16 protein-coding genes and 2 tRNA genes are annotated in these 16,208 nt (G+C 38.7%); 1 reads left to right on the top strand and 17 read right to left on the bottom strand.

Annotated features, from left to right (window positions below):
• Positions 1–132: 132 nt before the first annotated feature.
• From A2536_03640 to A2536_03585, 12 genes are all read right to left on the bottom strand, one after another.
• Positions 133–206, bottom strand: a tRNA-Thr gene (locus tag A2536_03640).
• Between the two features lie 271 nt (positions 207–477).
• Positions 478–1,686, bottom strand: coding sequence for a TIGR00299 family protein (locus tag A2536_03635; protein OGF47095.1), 1,209 nt, complete (start codon positions 1,684–1,686; stop codon positions 478–480).
• Positions 1,683–2,393, bottom strand: a complete 711-nt coding sequence (locus tag A2536_03630) for a hypothetical protein (GenBank protein ID OGF47094.1) — start codon at positions 2,391–2,393, stop codon at positions 1,683–1,685. The genes A2536_03635 and A2536_03630 overlap by 4 nt, the downstream gene beginning before the upstream one ends.
• Before the next feature lie 2 nt (positions 2,394–2,395).
• Positions 2,396–3,148: a hypothetical protein gene (locus A2536_03625; protein ID OGF47093.1), complete on the bottom strand. Its 753-nt coding sequence runs from the start codon at positions 3,146–3,148 to the stop codon at positions 2,396–2,398.
• 10 nt (positions 3,149–3,158) lie between these two features.
• Positions 3,159–3,674, bottom strand: coding sequence for an adenine phosphoribosyltransferase (locus A2536_03620; protein OGF47092.1), 516 nt, complete (start codon positions 3,672–3,674; stop codon positions 3,159–3,161).
• Between the two features lie 122 nt (positions 3,675–3,796).
• Positions 3,797–4,399: a hypothetical protein gene (locus A2536_03615; protein ID OGF47091.1), complete on the bottom strand. Its 603-nt coding sequence runs from the start codon at positions 4,397–4,399 to the stop codon at positions 3,797–3,799.
• A gap of 27 nt (positions 4,400–4,426) precedes the next feature.
• Positions 4,427–5,413, bottom strand: a complete 987-nt coding sequence (locus tag A2536_03610; GenBank protein ID OGF47090.1) for a hypothetical protein — start codon at positions 5,411–5,413, stop codon at positions 4,427–4,429.
• Positions 5,410–6,411, bottom strand: a complete 1,002-nt coding sequence (locus tag A2536_03605) for a tRNA (adenosine(37)-N6)-threonylcarbamoyltransferase complex transferase subunit TsaD (GenBank protein ID OGF47089.1) — start codon at positions 6,409–6,411, stop codon at positions 5,410–5,412. Before A2536_03605 ends, A2536_03610 begins: the two co-directional genes overlap by 4 nt.
• Entirely contained in the window at positions 6,398–7,678 is a 1,281-nt protein-coding gene (locus A2536_03600; protein ID OGF47088.1) for a serine--tRNA ligase, read from the bottom strand. Before A2536_03600 ends, A2536_03605 begins: the two co-directional genes overlap by 14 nt.
• Positions 7,679–7,692: 14 nt before the next feature.
• Positions 7,693–8,085, bottom strand: a complete 393-nt coding sequence (locus A2536_03595; GenBank protein ID OGF47097.1) for a hypothetical protein — start codon at positions 8,083–8,085, stop codon at positions 7,693–7,695.
• Between the two features lie 160 nt (positions 8,086–8,245).
• A tRNA-Met gene (locus tag A2536_03590) sits at positions 8,246–8,319 on the bottom strand.
• Between the two features lie 177 nt (positions 8,320–8,496).
• Positions 8,497–9,447, bottom strand: a complete 951-nt coding sequence (locus A2536_03585; protein ID OGF47087.1) for a hypothetical protein — start codon at positions 9,445–9,447, stop codon at positions 8,497–8,499.
• Positions 9,448–9,584: 137 nt separating this feature from the next.
• Here A2536_03585 and A2536_03580 point away from each other — a divergent pair, with 137 nt between their 5' ends.
• The gene (locus A2536_03580; GenBank protein ID OGF47086.1) at positions 9,585–11,078 is read left to right on the top strand and encodes a hypothetical protein; all 1,494 of its coding nucleotides are present in this window, start codon (positions 9,585–9,587) and stop codon (positions 11,076–11,078) included.
• Between the two features lies 1 nt (position 11,079).
• On the opposite strand, the gene A2536_03575 is transcribed toward A2536_03580, so the two are convergent.
• The 5 genes from A2536_03575 to A2536_03555 all read right to left on the bottom strand — a co-directional run bounded on the left by A2536_03575 (position 11,080) and on the right by A2536_03555 (position 16,182).
• Positions 11,080–11,790 carry a hypothetical protein gene (locus tag A2536_03575; GenBank protein ID OGF47085.1) on the bottom strand — a complete coding sequence of 237 codons (711 nt, stop codon included), beginning with the start codon at positions 11,788–11,790 and terminating at the stop codon, positions 11,080–11,082.
• Between the two features lie 40 nt (positions 11,791–11,830).
• Positions 11,831–12,778, bottom strand: coding sequence for a hypothetical protein (locus A2536_03570; protein ID OGF47084.1), 948 nt, complete (start codon positions 12,776–12,778; stop codon positions 11,831–11,833).
• A gap of 6 nt (positions 12,779–12,784) precedes the next feature.
• Positions 12,785–13,585, bottom strand: coding sequence for a Flp pilus assembly protein CpaB (locus A2536_03565; GenBank protein ID OGF47083.1), 801 nt, complete (start codon positions 13,583–13,585; stop codon positions 12,785–12,787).
• A 193-nt stretch (positions 13,586–13,778) separates the two neighbouring features.
• Entirely contained in the window at positions 13,779–14,231 is a 453-nt protein-coding gene (locus A2536_03560) for a peptide-methionine (R)-S-oxide reductase (protein ID OGF47082.1), read from the bottom strand.
• Positions 14,232–14,496: 265 nt separating this feature from the next.
• A complete protein-coding gene (locus A2536_03555) occupies positions 14,497–16,182 on the bottom strand; it encodes an RNA polymerase sigma factor RpoD (GenBank protein OGF47096.1) in 1,686 nt (561 codons plus the stop codon).
• Between the last annotated feature and the right edge of the window lie 26 nt (positions 16,183–16,208).

Genomic DNA, 16,208 nt, shown 5'->3' with positions numbered 1-16,208 from the left:
AATGTCGTCTTTCCATGATCAACATGTCCGATTGTTCCTACGTTTACATGCGGCTTTGTTCTTTCAAATTTTGCCTTACCCATCTTCCATTCCTCCCTTAAATATTTTTCTTTTTTTTCTGATAATTTTCAAAGCCCACGATCGGGATTGAACCGATGACCTCATCCTTACCAAGGATGTGCTCTAGCCAACTGAGCTACATGGGCAAAATAATAAAAAATAAAACGCCCAAATAAATAAAAAACAAAATAAAAAATAGCCGTAACTGTAATTACGGAAGTAAGATTTTATCATAACAGGTATTGTACTGTCAACAGTTTTAGACGTTTTTCTTGGATATTTCAGATATTAATTATTGATGTTTTAAAACAATCAAAAGGGTTAAAACCTTCGTTCTAATATGCAAATAAGAGCAATAAATGCCCACAGTTAAAACACATTGATACATATACGCTTTTTATGGATCAACATTGTCGGTTATTTCTTTTCTTTCCCTGAAAGCAGTACTGAAGCGAGTATAGTTTTAACAGGCACCTTAAGCCTATAGGAAAGTTTTTTACAATCATCATACTCCGGAGAGACGCTCATTATTTTGCCGTTAAGCCGGCCGGTCTTCACTCTTATTTCCCCGTACGGAGTGGCGATGGTACTTATTTCTTTTTCAAGTTTTATCCTGGAAACCGGATACATTCTCACACCGAAAGTGGAGGTTTCTTCAAAAACTATTTTTGCCAGCTTGTCAGCGAACTTTTTTTCACAGATAATCTCAAGCTTCACCGCAGGCCGTTTCTTTTTCATCTGAACAGGAACAAGCGCGACATCAAAAGCGCCTGCTTTAAAAAGTTTTTCCATTAGAGTGTCGTAAACAAGCGGAGATGAATCATCAATATTGGATTCCATAACGACAACTTCTTCTTTGTCGGCAAACGCCGCTACTTCTCCGAGAAGAACACGGAGCACATTCGGCCTGTCAGAAAGTTCTCTATCCCCCGCTCCATAACCTATCTTTTCGATATTTATGGTGCCCGGAATAAGCTCTTTAGTTTTTTCCCGCATAACCTTAAGTATTGCCGCACCCGTAGGCGTTACCGTCTCAAAAGGTATCTCGGAAATGTACACCGGCATCCCCCTCAGCAATTCCACAGTAGCCGGAGCAGGGTTCAAAAGCAGTCCGTGAGCGGTTTTAATAAGCACCGGTCCGCCGACATTCAAAGGCGAAGAAAATATCTTTTCTATTTTCAGCTCTTCAAAGCAAACAAGAGCTCCGACTACGTCAACTATTGTATCCGGGCTGCCCAATTCATGAAAATGTATTGTTTTGATACTTTCACCGTGAACTTTGGATTCTGCTTTTGCGATCGCCAGGAATATCTCTCTTGTTTTGTCTTTTAAGGAAAGCTTAAGAGGGGAATTTTTAATGAATTTATCTATCTCTGTATATTTTGCATGAGAATGTGAATGCCCGCAGCGTTCGTGATGATGGTGCTCGTGGATATGTACATCAACTTTTGAAGCGGTAATTCCTTTTTTTACAACACGGCGGACCGAAAGAGAACAATCGTGAAGCTTAAGACGTTTTATCTCTGACTTAACAGCCCCGAAAGGTGCACCTGCATCAACACAAGCGCCAAGTATCATATCGCCGGATATACCTGATGAACAGTCAAAATAGGCGGAATAAGTCATAGTTTAAATATCTTAACAGCAAGCCCTGACATCAGTATTGCCCCACCCGCCAGAGCGTGATTAAATCTGAATAATTTATTGGAGAGGGTTTTTTTGACCCCGACATAAAGCAGAAGAACAGTAACCATCATTGTAAGTATCGTTGCAAGGCCGAATAAAACAGTTATCAAAATTGTTCCCGCAACACTGTTTTTCATTGCCGGAATAATCAACAGAGGTATTAACGGTTCACAAGGGCCAAATACCAGAAGAGTAAACAAAACCCAGGCGGAAATATCCTTTTTGCCGCCGGCATGAAGATGCAAATGTTCATCGTTGTGAGAATGGACATGCGAGTGCGTGGAAATATTCAAGTGACAATGTTTATGTTCATGGCTTTCTTTTCTCACAGCTTTTTTAATCCCGTAGATCAAATATACAAGACCAAAAGCAATAAACAACCACGACGCAATTTCACCTCTGACATTCTCAAATATTTTAAATTTTTCCAGAGAGCTTCCGATACTTATACCGACAAGGCCGATAACCACAGAGCTTAAGATATGTCCAATCCCTGAGAAAAAAGTAATAGACATGGTCTTAAAAAGATTCCATTTTCTGGCTTCCGCCATAGCGATAAAAGGAATATAATGATCAGGCCCCGTGAGGGTATGTACCACACCAAGGGAAACAGCTGTAATTGCAAGCACTCCGAGACCGTCAATCATTTTTAGCCCTTTATTAAATCTTTTAAAGTAGCCGCCAGCTTGGAAATGGAGACCCTGGTATTAAAGCAAGGGCCTTCCGGCCTTTCGTTAATAAAACCGATCACCTCGCAGCTAGGGACATCAAACATCCCGCTTATTAACTCCCTTTCACAGGCCACGGCAATTATTATTTTAGGATTGTTTTTTTTCACAAGTGCCCTTGCCTGGGTCCCGCCCGTTACCACAACGGCTTTAACCCCGGTTTCCTTTATTATTTCTCTGATGGTTTTTACATCGCATTTACCGCAGGAGGTACAATTTTCCATATTGTTCACAACATTGTATTTGCACTCAGAATTTTGCATACAGCGGGGAAGAAGAATCAGTATTTCTCCTGCTGCATATTTCAATTTGTTTGCCCCGGTAAGCTCTGCATTAAACTCAACAAAATCATGTTCAAGTCTCTCTTTTGAAGTCCGGAGAAAAAAAACAAAAAAATATGAAGCATTTAGAACAATATTATTCAACATGCGGTTAATCTTAACAGGAAAAATGAACCGCACATAACCGGCAATTTTCAACATGTTTAAAATATGATTAGCAAAAAGAAGCAGTATTATTAATTGAAAAAAGAAACTGGTAAAAATAAAACCGGGAGAAGACTGCAGTCCGAGAAAAATAAGATAATTGCAGCCCGCAAGAAAAAAAGAGACCAACACACCTGCAAGCGCATAGAGATTAGTTTTCTTTCTTTGTTCTGGAATCAGATCTGCCACTAAGTTTCTCCTAGTATTTAATATGAGAACTTATATTATACCCTTTAAGCTTATTCCGGCCATTTAAAAATGTAAGTTCCATCAAAAATGCCACCGATTTAATATTGCCGCCAAGCTTTTCAACGAGTTTGGTCACCGCTTCGGCAGTCCCTCCCGTCGCAAGCACATCATCGACAATGAGTACTCTATCGCCTTTTTTTATGGCATCTTGATGAATCTCCAGTTTATCCTTCCCGTATTCAAGAGCAAAAGACTGGCTTATGGTCTTTCTCGGCAGTTTTCCCGGTTTTCTTACAGGTACAAAACCGGCTTTAAGCCTTAAAGCAATAGGAACGCCGAACAAAAAGCCCCTGGATTCCATAGCCACGACCTTATTTATTTTAAACTTTTTAAGCTGACCCACCCATTTGTCTATTACCTTTTGCAGGGCTTTTGGGTTCATCAATAAAGGAGTAATGTCTTTAAACACTATTCCTTTTTTAGGAAAATCGGGTACATCCTTTATATGTTTTTTTATATGATCCATAAAACCCCCCTTTAGAAAAATAACTAATGACTAAATTCTAAGCACTAAACTAAATCGTTGTAATTATATTAATATACTTCCTTACGTTTAGTGCTTAGTGCTTTGATCTTAGTCATTTACTTTTAATTCATTTTTACGACAATACTTGAAATTACATTTGCCACCTGATCTACTCTGTCGCCGGCGTTGCTCAAATGTCTGTAAATCTCCCGGGTTTTTAGCATATAGATCACATCAGTACCTTTAAATAATTCCTTTAAGGCATCCCTGTAAACCAGTTCTATTTCGTTTTCAAGTTTTTTAGCACGGAGAGCATGTTCGGTTGCGATATTAGGATTTTCTTTGAGACGTCCGACGGCATCTTTGATCTCCAGCGTCGCTTTTACAAGTAAACCAACCATCTTTACAAGATGTTCGCTGGTCTTAATCTCCAAAAGCTGCATCTCATCCACGGTACTTTTAGCGTAATCAATAATATCATCAATTTCTCTCGAAAGTTCGAAGAGATCTTCCCTGTCAATAGGAGTCGCGAATGTTTTATTGAGATTATCTATCAAGGTCCGCCTTATACTATCAGCGTCCCTCTCCAGATCAAATACTTTTTTTACGCGTTCTTCCGTCGGATTTTTCATATATTCTTCAAGCGCCTGCATACCTTCCAGGGTCTTGGCGGTCTGCTCTCCAAGTATGCTGAAGAAATCTATTTTTTTTCTGAAAAACACCATAATTCATCGCTCCTTTTACTTTTGCACTTAAGGATTAATATACATTATACCATAATAAAAGACAATAGCAATTAGAGCGGAAAAAGGGACTGTCAACACCCAGGAAAGAATGATATCTGTTACTGTTCCCCACCTGACTTTATTTAGTCCGACACTGCTGCCGGCGCCGATCACGGAAGAAGATACAACATGCGTCGTTGAAACCGGGCTTCCTATTAAAGCGGCAGAACAGATAACCAACGCAGAAGAAAATTGAATACCAAAACCGTGAATAGGTTTGACTTTAAAAACCTTAGAACCAAGGGTTTTCATTATCCTCATCCCTCCCGTAAGTATACCGGAGGCAAGGGCTAAAGAACAAAGTATCATAACCCAAAAGGGTATTAAAAAAGCACTCTGTATTCCGCATGTAATAAGTCCTATTACAATAATACCCATGGATTTCTGCGCATCGTTACCGCCGTGGCTTATGGCAAGAAATATAGAAGAAGGCACCTGCAAGTATTTGAAAATTCTATTTATTTTTGGCGTGGCACTACTGCTTAGATAAAAAAGCAGTTTCATAACAATAAAAGTAATCAGAAAACCGAGAAGGGGAGAAACTAAAAGTACAATAAGAATTTTCAGAACTCCCATATATTTTATTGCATTAACTCCTGCCGAGACTGCAACGGCTCCGATTATTCCACCAAGAAGCGCATGGGAAGAACTTGAAGGATAACCCAGCACTTGAGTAATAATATTCCAGGTAATAGCGCCGAGTACTGCGGCATAAAGTATTTTTAGATTAATGACAGAAGGATCAACAAGACCGCTGCCTATTGTTTTCGCCACAGCTGTACCTACAACAAAAGGACCAATAAATTCAAAGATGGCAGCAAGTAAAAGAGCGGAACTTAAAGACATTGATCTGGAAGAGACCATCGAAGCGACAATATTTCCGGAATCGTTCATCCCGTTAAGATAATCATAGGCAATCACAATTATTATAAGAATTATTAGAGCTAAACTCATAAGGTCAGTCCGGGATCGGCATTAAGATTATAATTTGAATATTCTTTTTTTATGAATTTAAAATAACCTGCTGCAGCTATCATAGCGCCATTATCCGTGCAAAGTGAAATTGAAGGGAAAAATATCTCAAGATCCTCTTTTTTACCTTTTTTTATGAATTCCTCGCGGATTGTCTTATTAGCTACAACTCCCCCGCCAAGAACAACTCTTTTGATCTTACATCTGGCAGCAACCGCCATTGTCTTATTGAGAAGCGCCGCAATGACCGCATCTTGAAACCCGGCGCAGAGCGCATTTGAGTCAATATTTTTATCTTGATTCTTATAAGTTAAAACAGCGGTTTTAAGACCGGAAAAAGAAAAATCAAAACTCCCGTCTTTCATTATAGCCTCGGGAAATTTCACCCTCTTTCCGGAACCTTTTGCAAGCTTTTCAACTTTCGGCCCTCCCGGATAGCCAAGATCCAAGAGTTTTGCCACTTTATCAAAAGCTTCTCCGACAGCATCGTCTCTCGTTTTTCCAATTATTGAATATTTGCCAAATTCTTTCACCAATACAAGCTCGGTATGTCCACCTGAAACTATAAGAGCTAAGAAAGGGAATTCCGGTTTTTTTCCTTCAAGAAGAGTTGAGAATATATGACCTTCAAGGTGGTTAACTCCAATCAAGGGCTTATTATATACGTATGCTATTGCCTTTGCCGCTTCTATACCTACCAAAATAGAACCTACAAGTCCCGGCCCATAGGTTACAGCAACTCCGTCTATATCTTCAAGTCCAAGTTCAGCTTGTTTTAACGCCTCATCAATTACTATATATATGTTCTCAAGATGACTTCTGGAGGCAAGTTCAGGGACGACCCCGCCAAATTCACTGTGTATTTTTATCTGAGAGGAGACAACGCTTGCAAGTGTTTTTTCGCCGTTTTTTACAAGAGCAACGCCGGTGTCATCACAAGATGTTTCTATTCCAAGTATAATAACTTCACGGTTTGCCAACGGAAATTTTCTCCATGCCGCCCATAAAAGACCTTAAGGCTTCCGGAATCACAATATCCCCGTTTTCCTGCTGGTAATTCTCAATTAGAGCAGCCATTGTCCTCCCTACTGCAAGACCGGAGCCGTTTAATGTATGGACAAATTCGGATTTACCGGTTGCTTTTCTCTTAAATTTTATATTGGCTCTTCTGGCCTGAAAATCCGTGCAATTACTGCAAGAGGATATCTCTTTGTACATATTTAATCCCGGCATCCACACCTCTATATCGTAAGTCTTTGCAGACGCAAAACCCATATCTCCTGTACAAAGATGAATAACTCTATAAGGAAGTTTCAATATCTTAAGAATTTCTTCGGCCTGAAGAAGCATACTTTCAAGTTCAACAAAAGAACTTTCGGGATTTGTGAACTTGAAAAGCTCAACCTTGTCAAACTGATGAACACGAATCAACCCTTTCAAATCTTTACCGTAGGAGCCCGCTTCACGCCTAAAACAAGCAGAATAGGAGACATATTTAAAAGGGAGTTCTTCTTCTTTTACAACTTCATCTCTATGCATATTGGTTAACGGTACTTCCGCAGTGGGAATAAGATAAAGATCGTCTTCTGCGCATTTATAAAGTTCATCAGCAAATTTCGGTAATTGCCCGCTCGACTGCATGGACTTTCCATTAACCAGGTAAGGAGGGTAAATCTCCGTAAATCCTGCAGACACATGGGTATCAAGCATAAAATTAATAAGCGCTCGTTCGAGTTTTGCCCCGGCTTTCTTAAGAATTACAAACCTGGACTCGGCAATCTTAACGGCCTTTTCAAACGTCATTATATCCATATGCTCTCCGAGCTCCCAGTGGGGTTTTGGGTTAAAAGTGTACTTCGGAATGTCACCGACTGTTCTGACGACCGGATTGGCCTTTTCATCCGTACCTACAGGAACACTTTTATCCGGGATATTGGGAAGTACAAGCAGCGTTTCGCTTAGCTTTGCATCTATTTCGGCAAGTCTTGTATCAAGCTCGGCTATAGTAACATTCAATTTGCCTACTTCCGCCATCTGAAGAGCTGCGTCTTTTTTTTCGCGCTTAAGCTTTCCTATTTCTTCCGATTGTTTATTCTTGGCAGATTTGAGACCTTCAACTTCCTGAATAATTTTCCGGCGGGCTTCATCAATGGAAATAATCTCTGAGATATCAACTTTAGAATTCCTGTTTTTCAGGGCTGTTTCTACGAGTTCTTTATTTTCTCTTATAATTTTTAAATCAAGCATAATTGATCAAGGTTCTATCCCTGACTGCCTTTAGATCTTTTTTCAGGTATTTCTAATATTTTCCCTTTTGAACTGCTCATCATCTCGCAATGCCCTTCAAAAATACCGCCTTCGGCAATAACCACTGCAGGAGATTTAATATCACCCATAACCTGACCGCCGTCAATAACTTCAACCTTCTCTTCAGCAAAAATATTCCCTATTATTTTTCCGCCGAGTATTACGATCTTAGCTTTAATATCTCCCTTGATATTACCGTCTTTTCCGACAACAACATCTCCATCTCCGTGAATGTCACCCTCAACACGTCCATCAACGCGGATAGTCGCCTTTGTAATAATATCCCCCTTTATTTCGGCTTCAGCACCTATCAAACTGTCTACTTTTCCATATTTATCTTCTTTCATCCCGAACATAGAAGGCTCCTTTGAAAGTACGAAGTAAACAAATATTCATCTCTTGAGAATAGACAATAGAGCAATAGGCCGCAATCGTTCGATATTCTTTATCTATTTTCAATTTTCTATTGTTCGATTGCTCTATAAAATTTTGCTAAGCAAAATTTTATGGGCCCTGTAGGGTTCGAACCTACGACCAACGGATTATGAGTCCGACGCTCTAACCAGCTGAGCTAAGGGCCCGAACATTAATAACTTACAGCTAATTGCTGATAACTAATAAGCATTTACCAGAATGGAATTATAACAAAATATGATGTTAAAAACAAGGAGATTTGTTTAATTGATTTGTTAAGCTTGTATTATTTTTTCAAGGTTAAAGATTCCACAACATATAAATTACCAAGTGAATCTGCGGATCTATTTTTTTATTGAAACACCCAGATTCTGCGCGTAATAGCTGAACAATATTGCTCTAGCGTTTTTTGGTCTTGAACCTTGAAAAGTAAGCATCTCCAGCCACATTTCATTATCAAGCTCTTTTAATTTTTCTTTTTTTGGAATATCACTGATTTTTATTATGCTGCCTATTACTCTGGCCCTGTACGCACCGCTGACTTCTTTATTAAACTTCTTTTCCAGCATCGCATAATCCTTCGGAGATTTCGCTTTTAATTCCAAGCGATCCAGCTCCGGATGTACAGGTAATCCTATTTTCATACTGCAGCCTATTTTGTATTTGCCGTCGGTAATATAGAACTCATTATGAATATCGCTCACTGTTACCGGAAAATCTTCTTTGTATACATAGGTACCTTCTATTTCTATAGTTTTTCCGGTAAATTTATCAGGATTTTCTGATACTTCGCTTATTGAGGTCTTTTCTATTAGATTAGGACTAATATTAACCGCTGTTTTCTTTCTAAACCAGGAGAAAATATCATACTTAGGGTTAAAACCCGTTATTTCGCTTGCAGCGATCATTTTGTAATAATATTTTCCAAGCCGCGAGACGCAGGCAGTTACAATTACGAAATAATCTTTTGACTTAAGTCCGCTAACCAGAACTTTATTGGTATCGGTTAAGGAAAACACCGCTCTGTCATTCAACATCTGAAGCATCTTAGCAGACCCTGCCTCATCGCTGTTAAAATTGCTCATTTTTAAAATATTTACGGCATAGGAAGGAACATCACCTGTATCGAAAACTCTTACAAAATAATGGGAGGCATCTTTAACATTTTCCCATTTTATCACCGCCTCTCCCGTATTATTCGTTTCATATATTTTTAGATTCATTAGCGGCAATTGCTGCGAATATAGAACTGACGAAACCATAAGCATCGCAAGTACAGATATTACTTTCCTCATAATTTTCCTCCGATTTTTGATTACTGATTATACACTTTTTTTTACTTTTATTTCAACACACATTTCATTACCTCATGGTTTAAATATTCAATAAAAAAACACTTAAATACTAAAGTCTAATGTGATAGAATACTTACATGTTCAACCTCAAGAATATAAAAGTTCAAATATTCTTTATTTCATGTATTGCAATTGTTTTTCTCTTCTGCAAACTTTGGGAAGGAGGACTCGCAAGCTATGACGACTCTTTCTACGCCGCACAAGCCAGAGGAATGGTGGAAGCTAATGATTATCTCACACCTCACTACGGCGGAGAGGCAATTCATCATAATGATCCGTTCTGTCTCTGGTCAATGGCCATTGCTTTCAAGATATTCGGTTTTTCCGAATACACCGCAAGATTCTACTCGGCATTCTTTGGTTTTCTTACTATTTTACTTGTTTTTTTCCTAGGCAGGGCTATTTATAATAATTGGACAGGCTTCTTTGCTTCACTTATATTAATGACAACTCTGATATGGATGAAATTTGCCCGCCACGCTATGTTCGATATCACACTTTCTTTCTGGGTCACGCTGACTATATTTTTATTCATCCTCTCAAGAAAAACAAAGAACAAAGACCATGCTAATTTCTATCTTGTTCTTACCGGTATTGCCACAGGAATGGCAATTCTCACAAAAAGCATACTGGGTTCTTTCGCTATGATAAGCATATTTTTATTTCTTCTATTCTCCAGGGATTTAAAGACTCTTTTCAATCCCTTTTACCTATTATCAATATTACTTGCCTTAGCTGTACCGGCTGCCTGGATAATCCCCAACTACGCAAAATACGGCAAAGAATTTATTGACATTCATTACGGATGGATAATATTCCAAAGGGGGTTTGTTCACTACAGAGACAAACAGGATTTCTGGTCGTACCTTACTTATGTTAAAAACATATGGATCCTCTACTGGCCCTGGGTTCCATTTGCTTTTTTTGGTTTGATAATGGCAGTTATAAACTTCTTCAGAAAAAAAGATACCTTTGGAATGCTTTTGGTCCTTTGGATATTTGCCACTATAGGAATAATGAGTGTAGGGAATGAAAGAGAGTTCAGATATATTCTGCCTGTATTTATCCCTTTTGCAATTCTTACTTCCTCAGTTTTAAACAATTATATTATTAAAACAGAGAAAATAAAAACTATCTCTGCTAAATACTCGCTCATTGTACTCGGTATTGCGGCATTATTGATAGTAGCGACCCCTCTTCATCTCAACTGGGGCAGAGATGAAGATATTAAGGAGATTTCACCAATGCTGGAGCGACATATACCAAAAGGGACAACTTTACTTCGCTATAAGACAGAAGACTACTTCACACTCCAACAACCTTTCATGGCCTATACTTTTCTTAAAATAGAAAAAAAAGATATTACAACACAATTTGATATTGAAAAAATACTTTCATCAGACGAACATGTTTTCGTCATAACTTATATAGAAAGCTACAAGACCCTCTCCAAAAAATACCCGATCATCGCCATGTCAAATCAAATGGTCGTCTTTACCAACAAATACGATGAGACTAAACTATACCCTCGCACTATCTTCGAAGGCCCCTACAAAGAAAATAAAAGATAAATTAGGGACAGCGACCAATTAAACTTAAATTGGTCGCTGTCCCTAATTTGGTACTTGGCCTTCCAACTGGATTTGGCTTAAGTGGTCTTCCGAGAACTTTTTCTAATTCTTTCAGAGAGCTTTCTTCCATAAAAGGAAAACCTTTTATCGTGTTCTTTCGTATTGCAGTCAAGCTGGTATGATCCTCAGAATCACTCAAAGCTTTTTTCCAATTGGATTTTGGAATATTAACAACCGAAAACATATCGTAAAGCTTAAGTATCCCCGACCGGCCAGTACAATGTTCATTTGCACTTGACCACATCCATTGTTCGGAATTGGATACCAAACCTGATCTAACCGGATTTCTCTCTACATACCGACAAGCAAAGGGCAAATGAAACCCATCCAGGATACAAGAATAAAATCTGCCTTGCCAAAGATGCCCTTTTTGTTTATTCTTAGCATTAAAATATTGTGAATATCTAAAATGTGTACAATTAAAAGTTCTGGCTAAAGAATTTTCTTCCCCGGGTATCGCTATAAAGTGAACATGATTACTCATAAGACAATAGCAAATTATTTTGGTACGGTATTCTTCACAATACTGATCTAGAAGATACAGATATGTCCGTCTATCTTTATCTTCAACAAATACATTCTGTTTAAAATTGCCTCTTTGCGTGACATGATGAGGCATCCCTACTCTAACTATTCTTGCAACTCTTGGCATATTTTATAATCCTTTGATTTAATTGGTCGCTGTCCCTAATTTATCTTCCGACTATTGAAGGGGTGACGAAAATTACCAGTTCTGATTCTTGTTTTTGGGTTTCTTGGGATTTAAATAAACCACCAAGAATAGGCAAGTCGCTTAATATCGGGACGCCGGTTTCGCGCTTTATGTCTTCTGTTTGAAGTAAGCCGCCGATAACGATGGTTCCTCCTTTCTTTACGTATATAGAAGTATCTGCCCAGCGGGTTTTCATGGCAGGAACCACTGAACCGTTGTAGCTTACTCCGGCTGAGGAGTCCAAATTGCTTACTTCTACTCTGATAAGGCAGTTAATATTATCAAGTGCATCCGCTGTCGGATCAATATCTAATTTTACACCATAGGTCTTCCAGTCAATGCTTGAATTTGGGCTGTTTTGAGTGCCGGATTGAATAAGTATGGGAAGTTCTCCGCCAGCAAGAAATTTTGCTTTTGAACCGGAGATCGTCAATAGTCTTGGTTTTGCCAATATTTTCGCATAACCATTTTTAACAAGCAGGTCAAGTTTCATCTGCACTTTTTGCAGCCGCTCAAAATCAGAGACCTGAAACAACGGAGGAAGAGTTTTTTCTGCGGCACTTAAAGCCCCCAAGGCTTCTTCCCAGTTAATCCCGAATTTATTATTACTGTCTTTTCTTATTTCCATTACCTGCGCATTTACTTCAATCATCGTTTTTTCTATATTAGAAGCAAGTACAATAACCTGACTCGCTGATTGATTACCGTCTTTATCCCATATTATAAGTGAAGTTGTGCCGCTGGACTTCCCTATTAAAAGCAGTTCTTTTTCAGATACGGATTTTACATCCGCTATAATTGGATTGCCCACTGCTATCTTTTTTGGCGCATCCACAGCTAATATCTTCGATTCCCCGATAGTTATCTGAATCTTTTCTTCCGCAAATAATGCCGCTGCCAGGAATAAAGCTAAAATTATATTTTTCATACTTGCCTACCTTTTTAAAGGCACTTTTTCGCCTTCAGTGCCCCGGATTATTTCAAGGAACGGAACTTCAGGTGCCGGTTTTACCGCCTCACGCTGTTGATTCCGAAGAACATTTCCAAAACTTGTAGTGCGCAGAGAGGCCATCTTATCATCTCCGGGATTACGAAGAGAAAGTTTTAATTTCCCTTTGTTTTCCGAAAAAGTTACTATCTCCGCATCAGAAGGTTCGACCGCTAAAACCACAGTACTACCGGAAGAAACCCTGGAAGGAAACCCCTTTTCTTCTATCTTCTTTACACAAGTAAAACTTTCATTCACCGCAATAACCCTGACACTCTGGATTAAAGTGGCGGTATAAGAAGCCTTCCCTGTTTCTTCAAAAGCACCAAGGACATCAACAACATCTCCCGGTTTTAAAAACTCCCCCACAGCAGAATCCGCGTCCAAATTTATTGCAACAGCTCTGTATCCGATAGGAACAATTGAAGAAAGGTTTTCTGCTATTATGGTTATTTTGTTTGCCAGAATTTGTTCACCTACGGAAATATTAGCCACCGCAATTGTCCCTGCCGCCTGTTCGACCTTTCGAATGGCCCCCGGCTGAATGTACATCTCCGGTACTTCTTCAATATTGAGATGCTTCGCTGTTATTGCCGCACCCGCAGGAATATATTTTGCCGCAACGATAACCTTGTTTGGCGCCCCTTTCGCTGTAAGTTCCTTTTCTTTGCTGTAGAAATAAGCAAAGATTATCAGTGCCCCAATAGCAGAAAGCGCTAATGCAAATATCAGATTCTTATTTCTCATAAAGCCCCCTTGAGCTAAGATTTAAATATTGTAGCAATTAAAAGGGAGAAAAGGCAAGGGAAATTTAGATATCTGTCCGTAAAGGTCTTTAAAAGTCTATAAAGTCCATAACGTAAAAGCTCGAAGAATTATATTCTAAAAGAAATTAGCTCTCTTAAAAAACAGCCGGATAGACTTACTCAAGACCACAGTATTATTTCTTTACAAATTTTAACGCTGCGGAGTTCATGCAATAGCGTTTTCCGGTGGGTTTGGGGCCGTCGTCGAAAACGTGGCCGAGGTGGGCGCCGCATCTGGCGCAGACAACTTCATCTCTTATCATACTCATACTTACATCCCTTACGATCTTTACATTTAATTCGGAGACAGGCTGAAAAAAGCTTGGCCAACCGGTTCCCGAATCAAATTTCGTATCCGAAACAAACAGATCCGTACCGCAGACTATACATTTATAAATTCCTTTTTCATGATTATTATTATACTTTCCTGTAAATGGAGCTTCGGTACCTTTATCTTTAACGATATAGCATACATCCGAAGGCAGTTCTTTAAGTTCTTCTTTTGTAAGAACTATTTTATCAAGGGATTCAATTTTTCCCGTTTCATAATTAAATATATCTACTTTCCCTGCCGGTTCTTTTTGCATAACTCCCCCTTCTTTTTTACACCCAAAAGAAAGTATCAAAGCAAATATCAGAAATATGATAGTTCTATTCATATTTTATTGTACGTTTATTCTGAGGATATTACCATGATCATAATCAGAAAAGAAGAAAACCAAGAGCACTCAGACACTGGATCCCCGATAAAAGCACTCGAGGATGACAATAAAAAAGGGCAGATTTCTCCGCCCTTTCAATGCTTTTACTTTTATAGACTGTTATAGACTTTACGGACATTATGGACTATCTTTATTGCTGTTCCAGAAAGCCCTTCAGGAACTTCGCTCTTACCGGATGCCGCAGTTTGCGGAGCGCTTTTGCTTCAATTTGACGGACTCTTTCTCTGGTAATATTAAAGATGTTACCGACTTCTTCAAGAGTGTACGGATAAGGTTTATTAATTCCGAAGCGTAAACGGATAACTTCCGCCTCTCTGCTTTTTAGAGTAATGAGAACCTTTTCCAGTTGTTCCTGCAAGATCATATGGGCTGCCGCAACAGCAGGGGAAACAACTTCCTTATCTTCAATAATATCACCTAAATGCCCGTCTTTATCTTCACCTATCGGCGTCTCAAGCGATATCGGTTCCTGCGCTATTTTATATACTTCTCTGATTTTTTCAACAGGAAGCCCCATTTTCTTCGCGACTTCTTCAGGAAGAGGATCACGACCCAGATGTTGAACCAGTTCTCTATAATTTTTTATAAGTTTATTAAGGGTTTCTATCATATGAACCGGTACCCTGATAGTGCGCCCCTGATCGGCAATGGCTCTCGTAATTGCCTGTCTTATCCACCAGGTGGCATAGGTAGAGAACTTATACCCGCGTTTATATTCAAATTTATCAACAGCACGCATCAGCCCTATATTTCCTTCCTGAATAAGGTCAAGGAAATGCAAACCCCTGTTGGTATATTTTTTTGCTATGGAAACCACCAGCCTCAGATTGGCTTTCACAAGTTTCATTTTGGCATTATAAGCCCTGGTTTCATTTTCCGCTATAAGCCGGGTATCTGCTTTTATCTTTGAAGAAGTACTTCCCGCATTATCCGCGATCTGTCTTGTGTTTTTTTCATTTATTGTTATTTTTTTATACAACTCACATAATTCCGAAACAGAGTATTTACAGCGAATTTTAAGTTTTTTAGAATTAAATACCTTTCTGAGTTCTTCCTTGGTGAGTCCTGTTTCTTTTAATATTTTATCGGTTTCCCGCTCAAAAGAATGAATTTGATCCGTCATGGTTTTTACCATGCTTATCATATTCTTTTTTTCTTCAGTGTTAATATCGAGTTCAATCAGAACTTCAACAATCTTCTCAATACTTTTTATCTTTTTCTCTTCCAACGCAGCTCTTTGACGATCAGAAACAGACTTCTTGCTCAAGCGCTTGTTAATATGTTTAACCTTACCCTCTTCCTGTCCGATTTTTCTTAAATTATCCTTAAGTATTTTTTTGTATTTCTTAATAATTCTGTTACTCAACTCACCTTCGGTATCAATGTTCATTATCTCATGTATGCCTTTTTGATTATCCATCACCTCATCTGACATTCCTTTAAATTTACTAAGAATGAGAGGGGATTCAAAAAGAATCTTATCAATTTCTTCCTCTGCCTTTTCAATTTCCTCGGCATAACTCAGCTCTTGCTCCCTTGTGAGTATGGAAATCTGTCCCATAGATCGAAGATATAAACGGATAGGATCATCAATAGCTATATCTGTTGCCGCAGTAAGATGCAAATCAGCAACTTTTTCTTCTTTTGGAGCATCAACAATATTAATATCCATTTCATCAAGTTTTGTTAAAAGATTATCTATTTCCTCCGGAGAGATAACATCTTCCGGTATAATCTCGTTTACTTCCTGATAGGTTAAATAACCTTTTTCCTTACCCTTTTCAATTAGGAGTTTTTCAACTTCACTTTTCTTCATCTTCTGCTTATTCTTTTTTACGACCT

This window comes from Candidatus Firestonebacteria bacterium RIFOXYD2_FULL_39_29 (assembly GCA_001778375.1).
Classification (GTDB): Bacteria; Oederibacteriota; D2-FULL-39-29; order D2-FULL-39-29; family D2-FULL-39-29; genus D2-FULL-39-29.
Note: the sequence above shows the minus strand (reverse complement) of the source record. Positions and strands in the feature narration are given on the sequence as shown.

What these genes read in the sequence shown, in the direction of transcription:
- A2536_03635 (OGF47095.1), bottom strand. Translation starts at nt 1,686, where the DNA reads ATGACTTATTCCGCCTATTTTGACTGTTCATCAGGTATATCCGGCGAT.
- A2536_03630 (OGF47094.1), bottom strand. Translation starts at nt 2,393, where the DNA reads ATGATTGACGGTCTCGGAGTGCTTGCAATTACAGCTGTTTCCCTTGGT.
- A2536_03620 (OGF47092.1), bottom strand. Translation starts at nt 3,674, where the DNA reads ATGGATCATATAAAAAAACATATAAAGGATGTACCCGATTTTCCTAAA.
- A2536_03615 (OGF47091.1), bottom strand. Translation starts at nt 4,399, where the DNA reads ATGGTGTTTTTCAGAAAAAAAATAGATTTCTTCAGCATACTTGGAGAG.
- A2536_03610 (OGF47090.1), bottom strand. Translation starts at nt 5,413, where the DNA reads ATGAGTTTAGCTCTAATAATTCTTATAATAATTGTGATTGCCTATGAT.
- A2536_03600 (OGF47088.1), bottom strand. Translation starts at nt 7,678, where the DNA reads ATGCTTGATTTAAAAATTATAAGAGAAAATAAAGAACTCGTAGAAACA.
- A2536_03595 (OGF47097.1), bottom strand. Translation starts at nt 8,085, where the DNA reads ATGAAAGAAGATAAATATGGAAAAGTAGACAGTTTGATAGGTGCTGAA.
- A2536_03585 (OGF47087.1), bottom strand. Translation starts at nt 9,447, where the DNA reads ATGAGGAAAGTAATATCTGTACTTGCGATGCTTATGGTTTCGTCAGTT.
- A2536_03580 (OGF47086.1), top strand. Translation starts at nt 9,585, where the DNA reads ATGTTCAACCTCAAGAATATAAAAGTTCAAATATTCTTTATTTCATGT.
- A2536_03575 (OGF47085.1), bottom strand. Translation starts at nt 11,790, where the DNA reads ATGCCAAGAGTTGCAAGAATAGTTAGAGTAGGGATGCCTCATCATGTC.
- A2536_03570 (OGF47084.1), bottom strand. Translation starts at nt 12,778, where the DNA reads ATGAAAAATATAATTTTAGCTTTATTCCTGGCAGCGGCATTATTTGCG.
- A2536_03565 (OGF47083.1), bottom strand. Translation starts at nt 13,585, where the DNA reads ATGAGAAATAAGAATCTGATATTTGCATTAGCGCTTTCTGCTATTGGG.
- A2536_03560 (OGF47082.1), bottom strand. Translation starts at nt 14,231, where the DNA reads ATGCAAAAAGAACCGGCAGGGAAAGTAGATATATTTAATTATGAAACG.
- A2536_03555 (OGF47096.1), bottom strand. Translation starts at nt 16,182, where the DNA reads ATGAAGAAAAGTGAAGTTGAAAAACTCCTAATTGAAAAGGGTAAGGAA.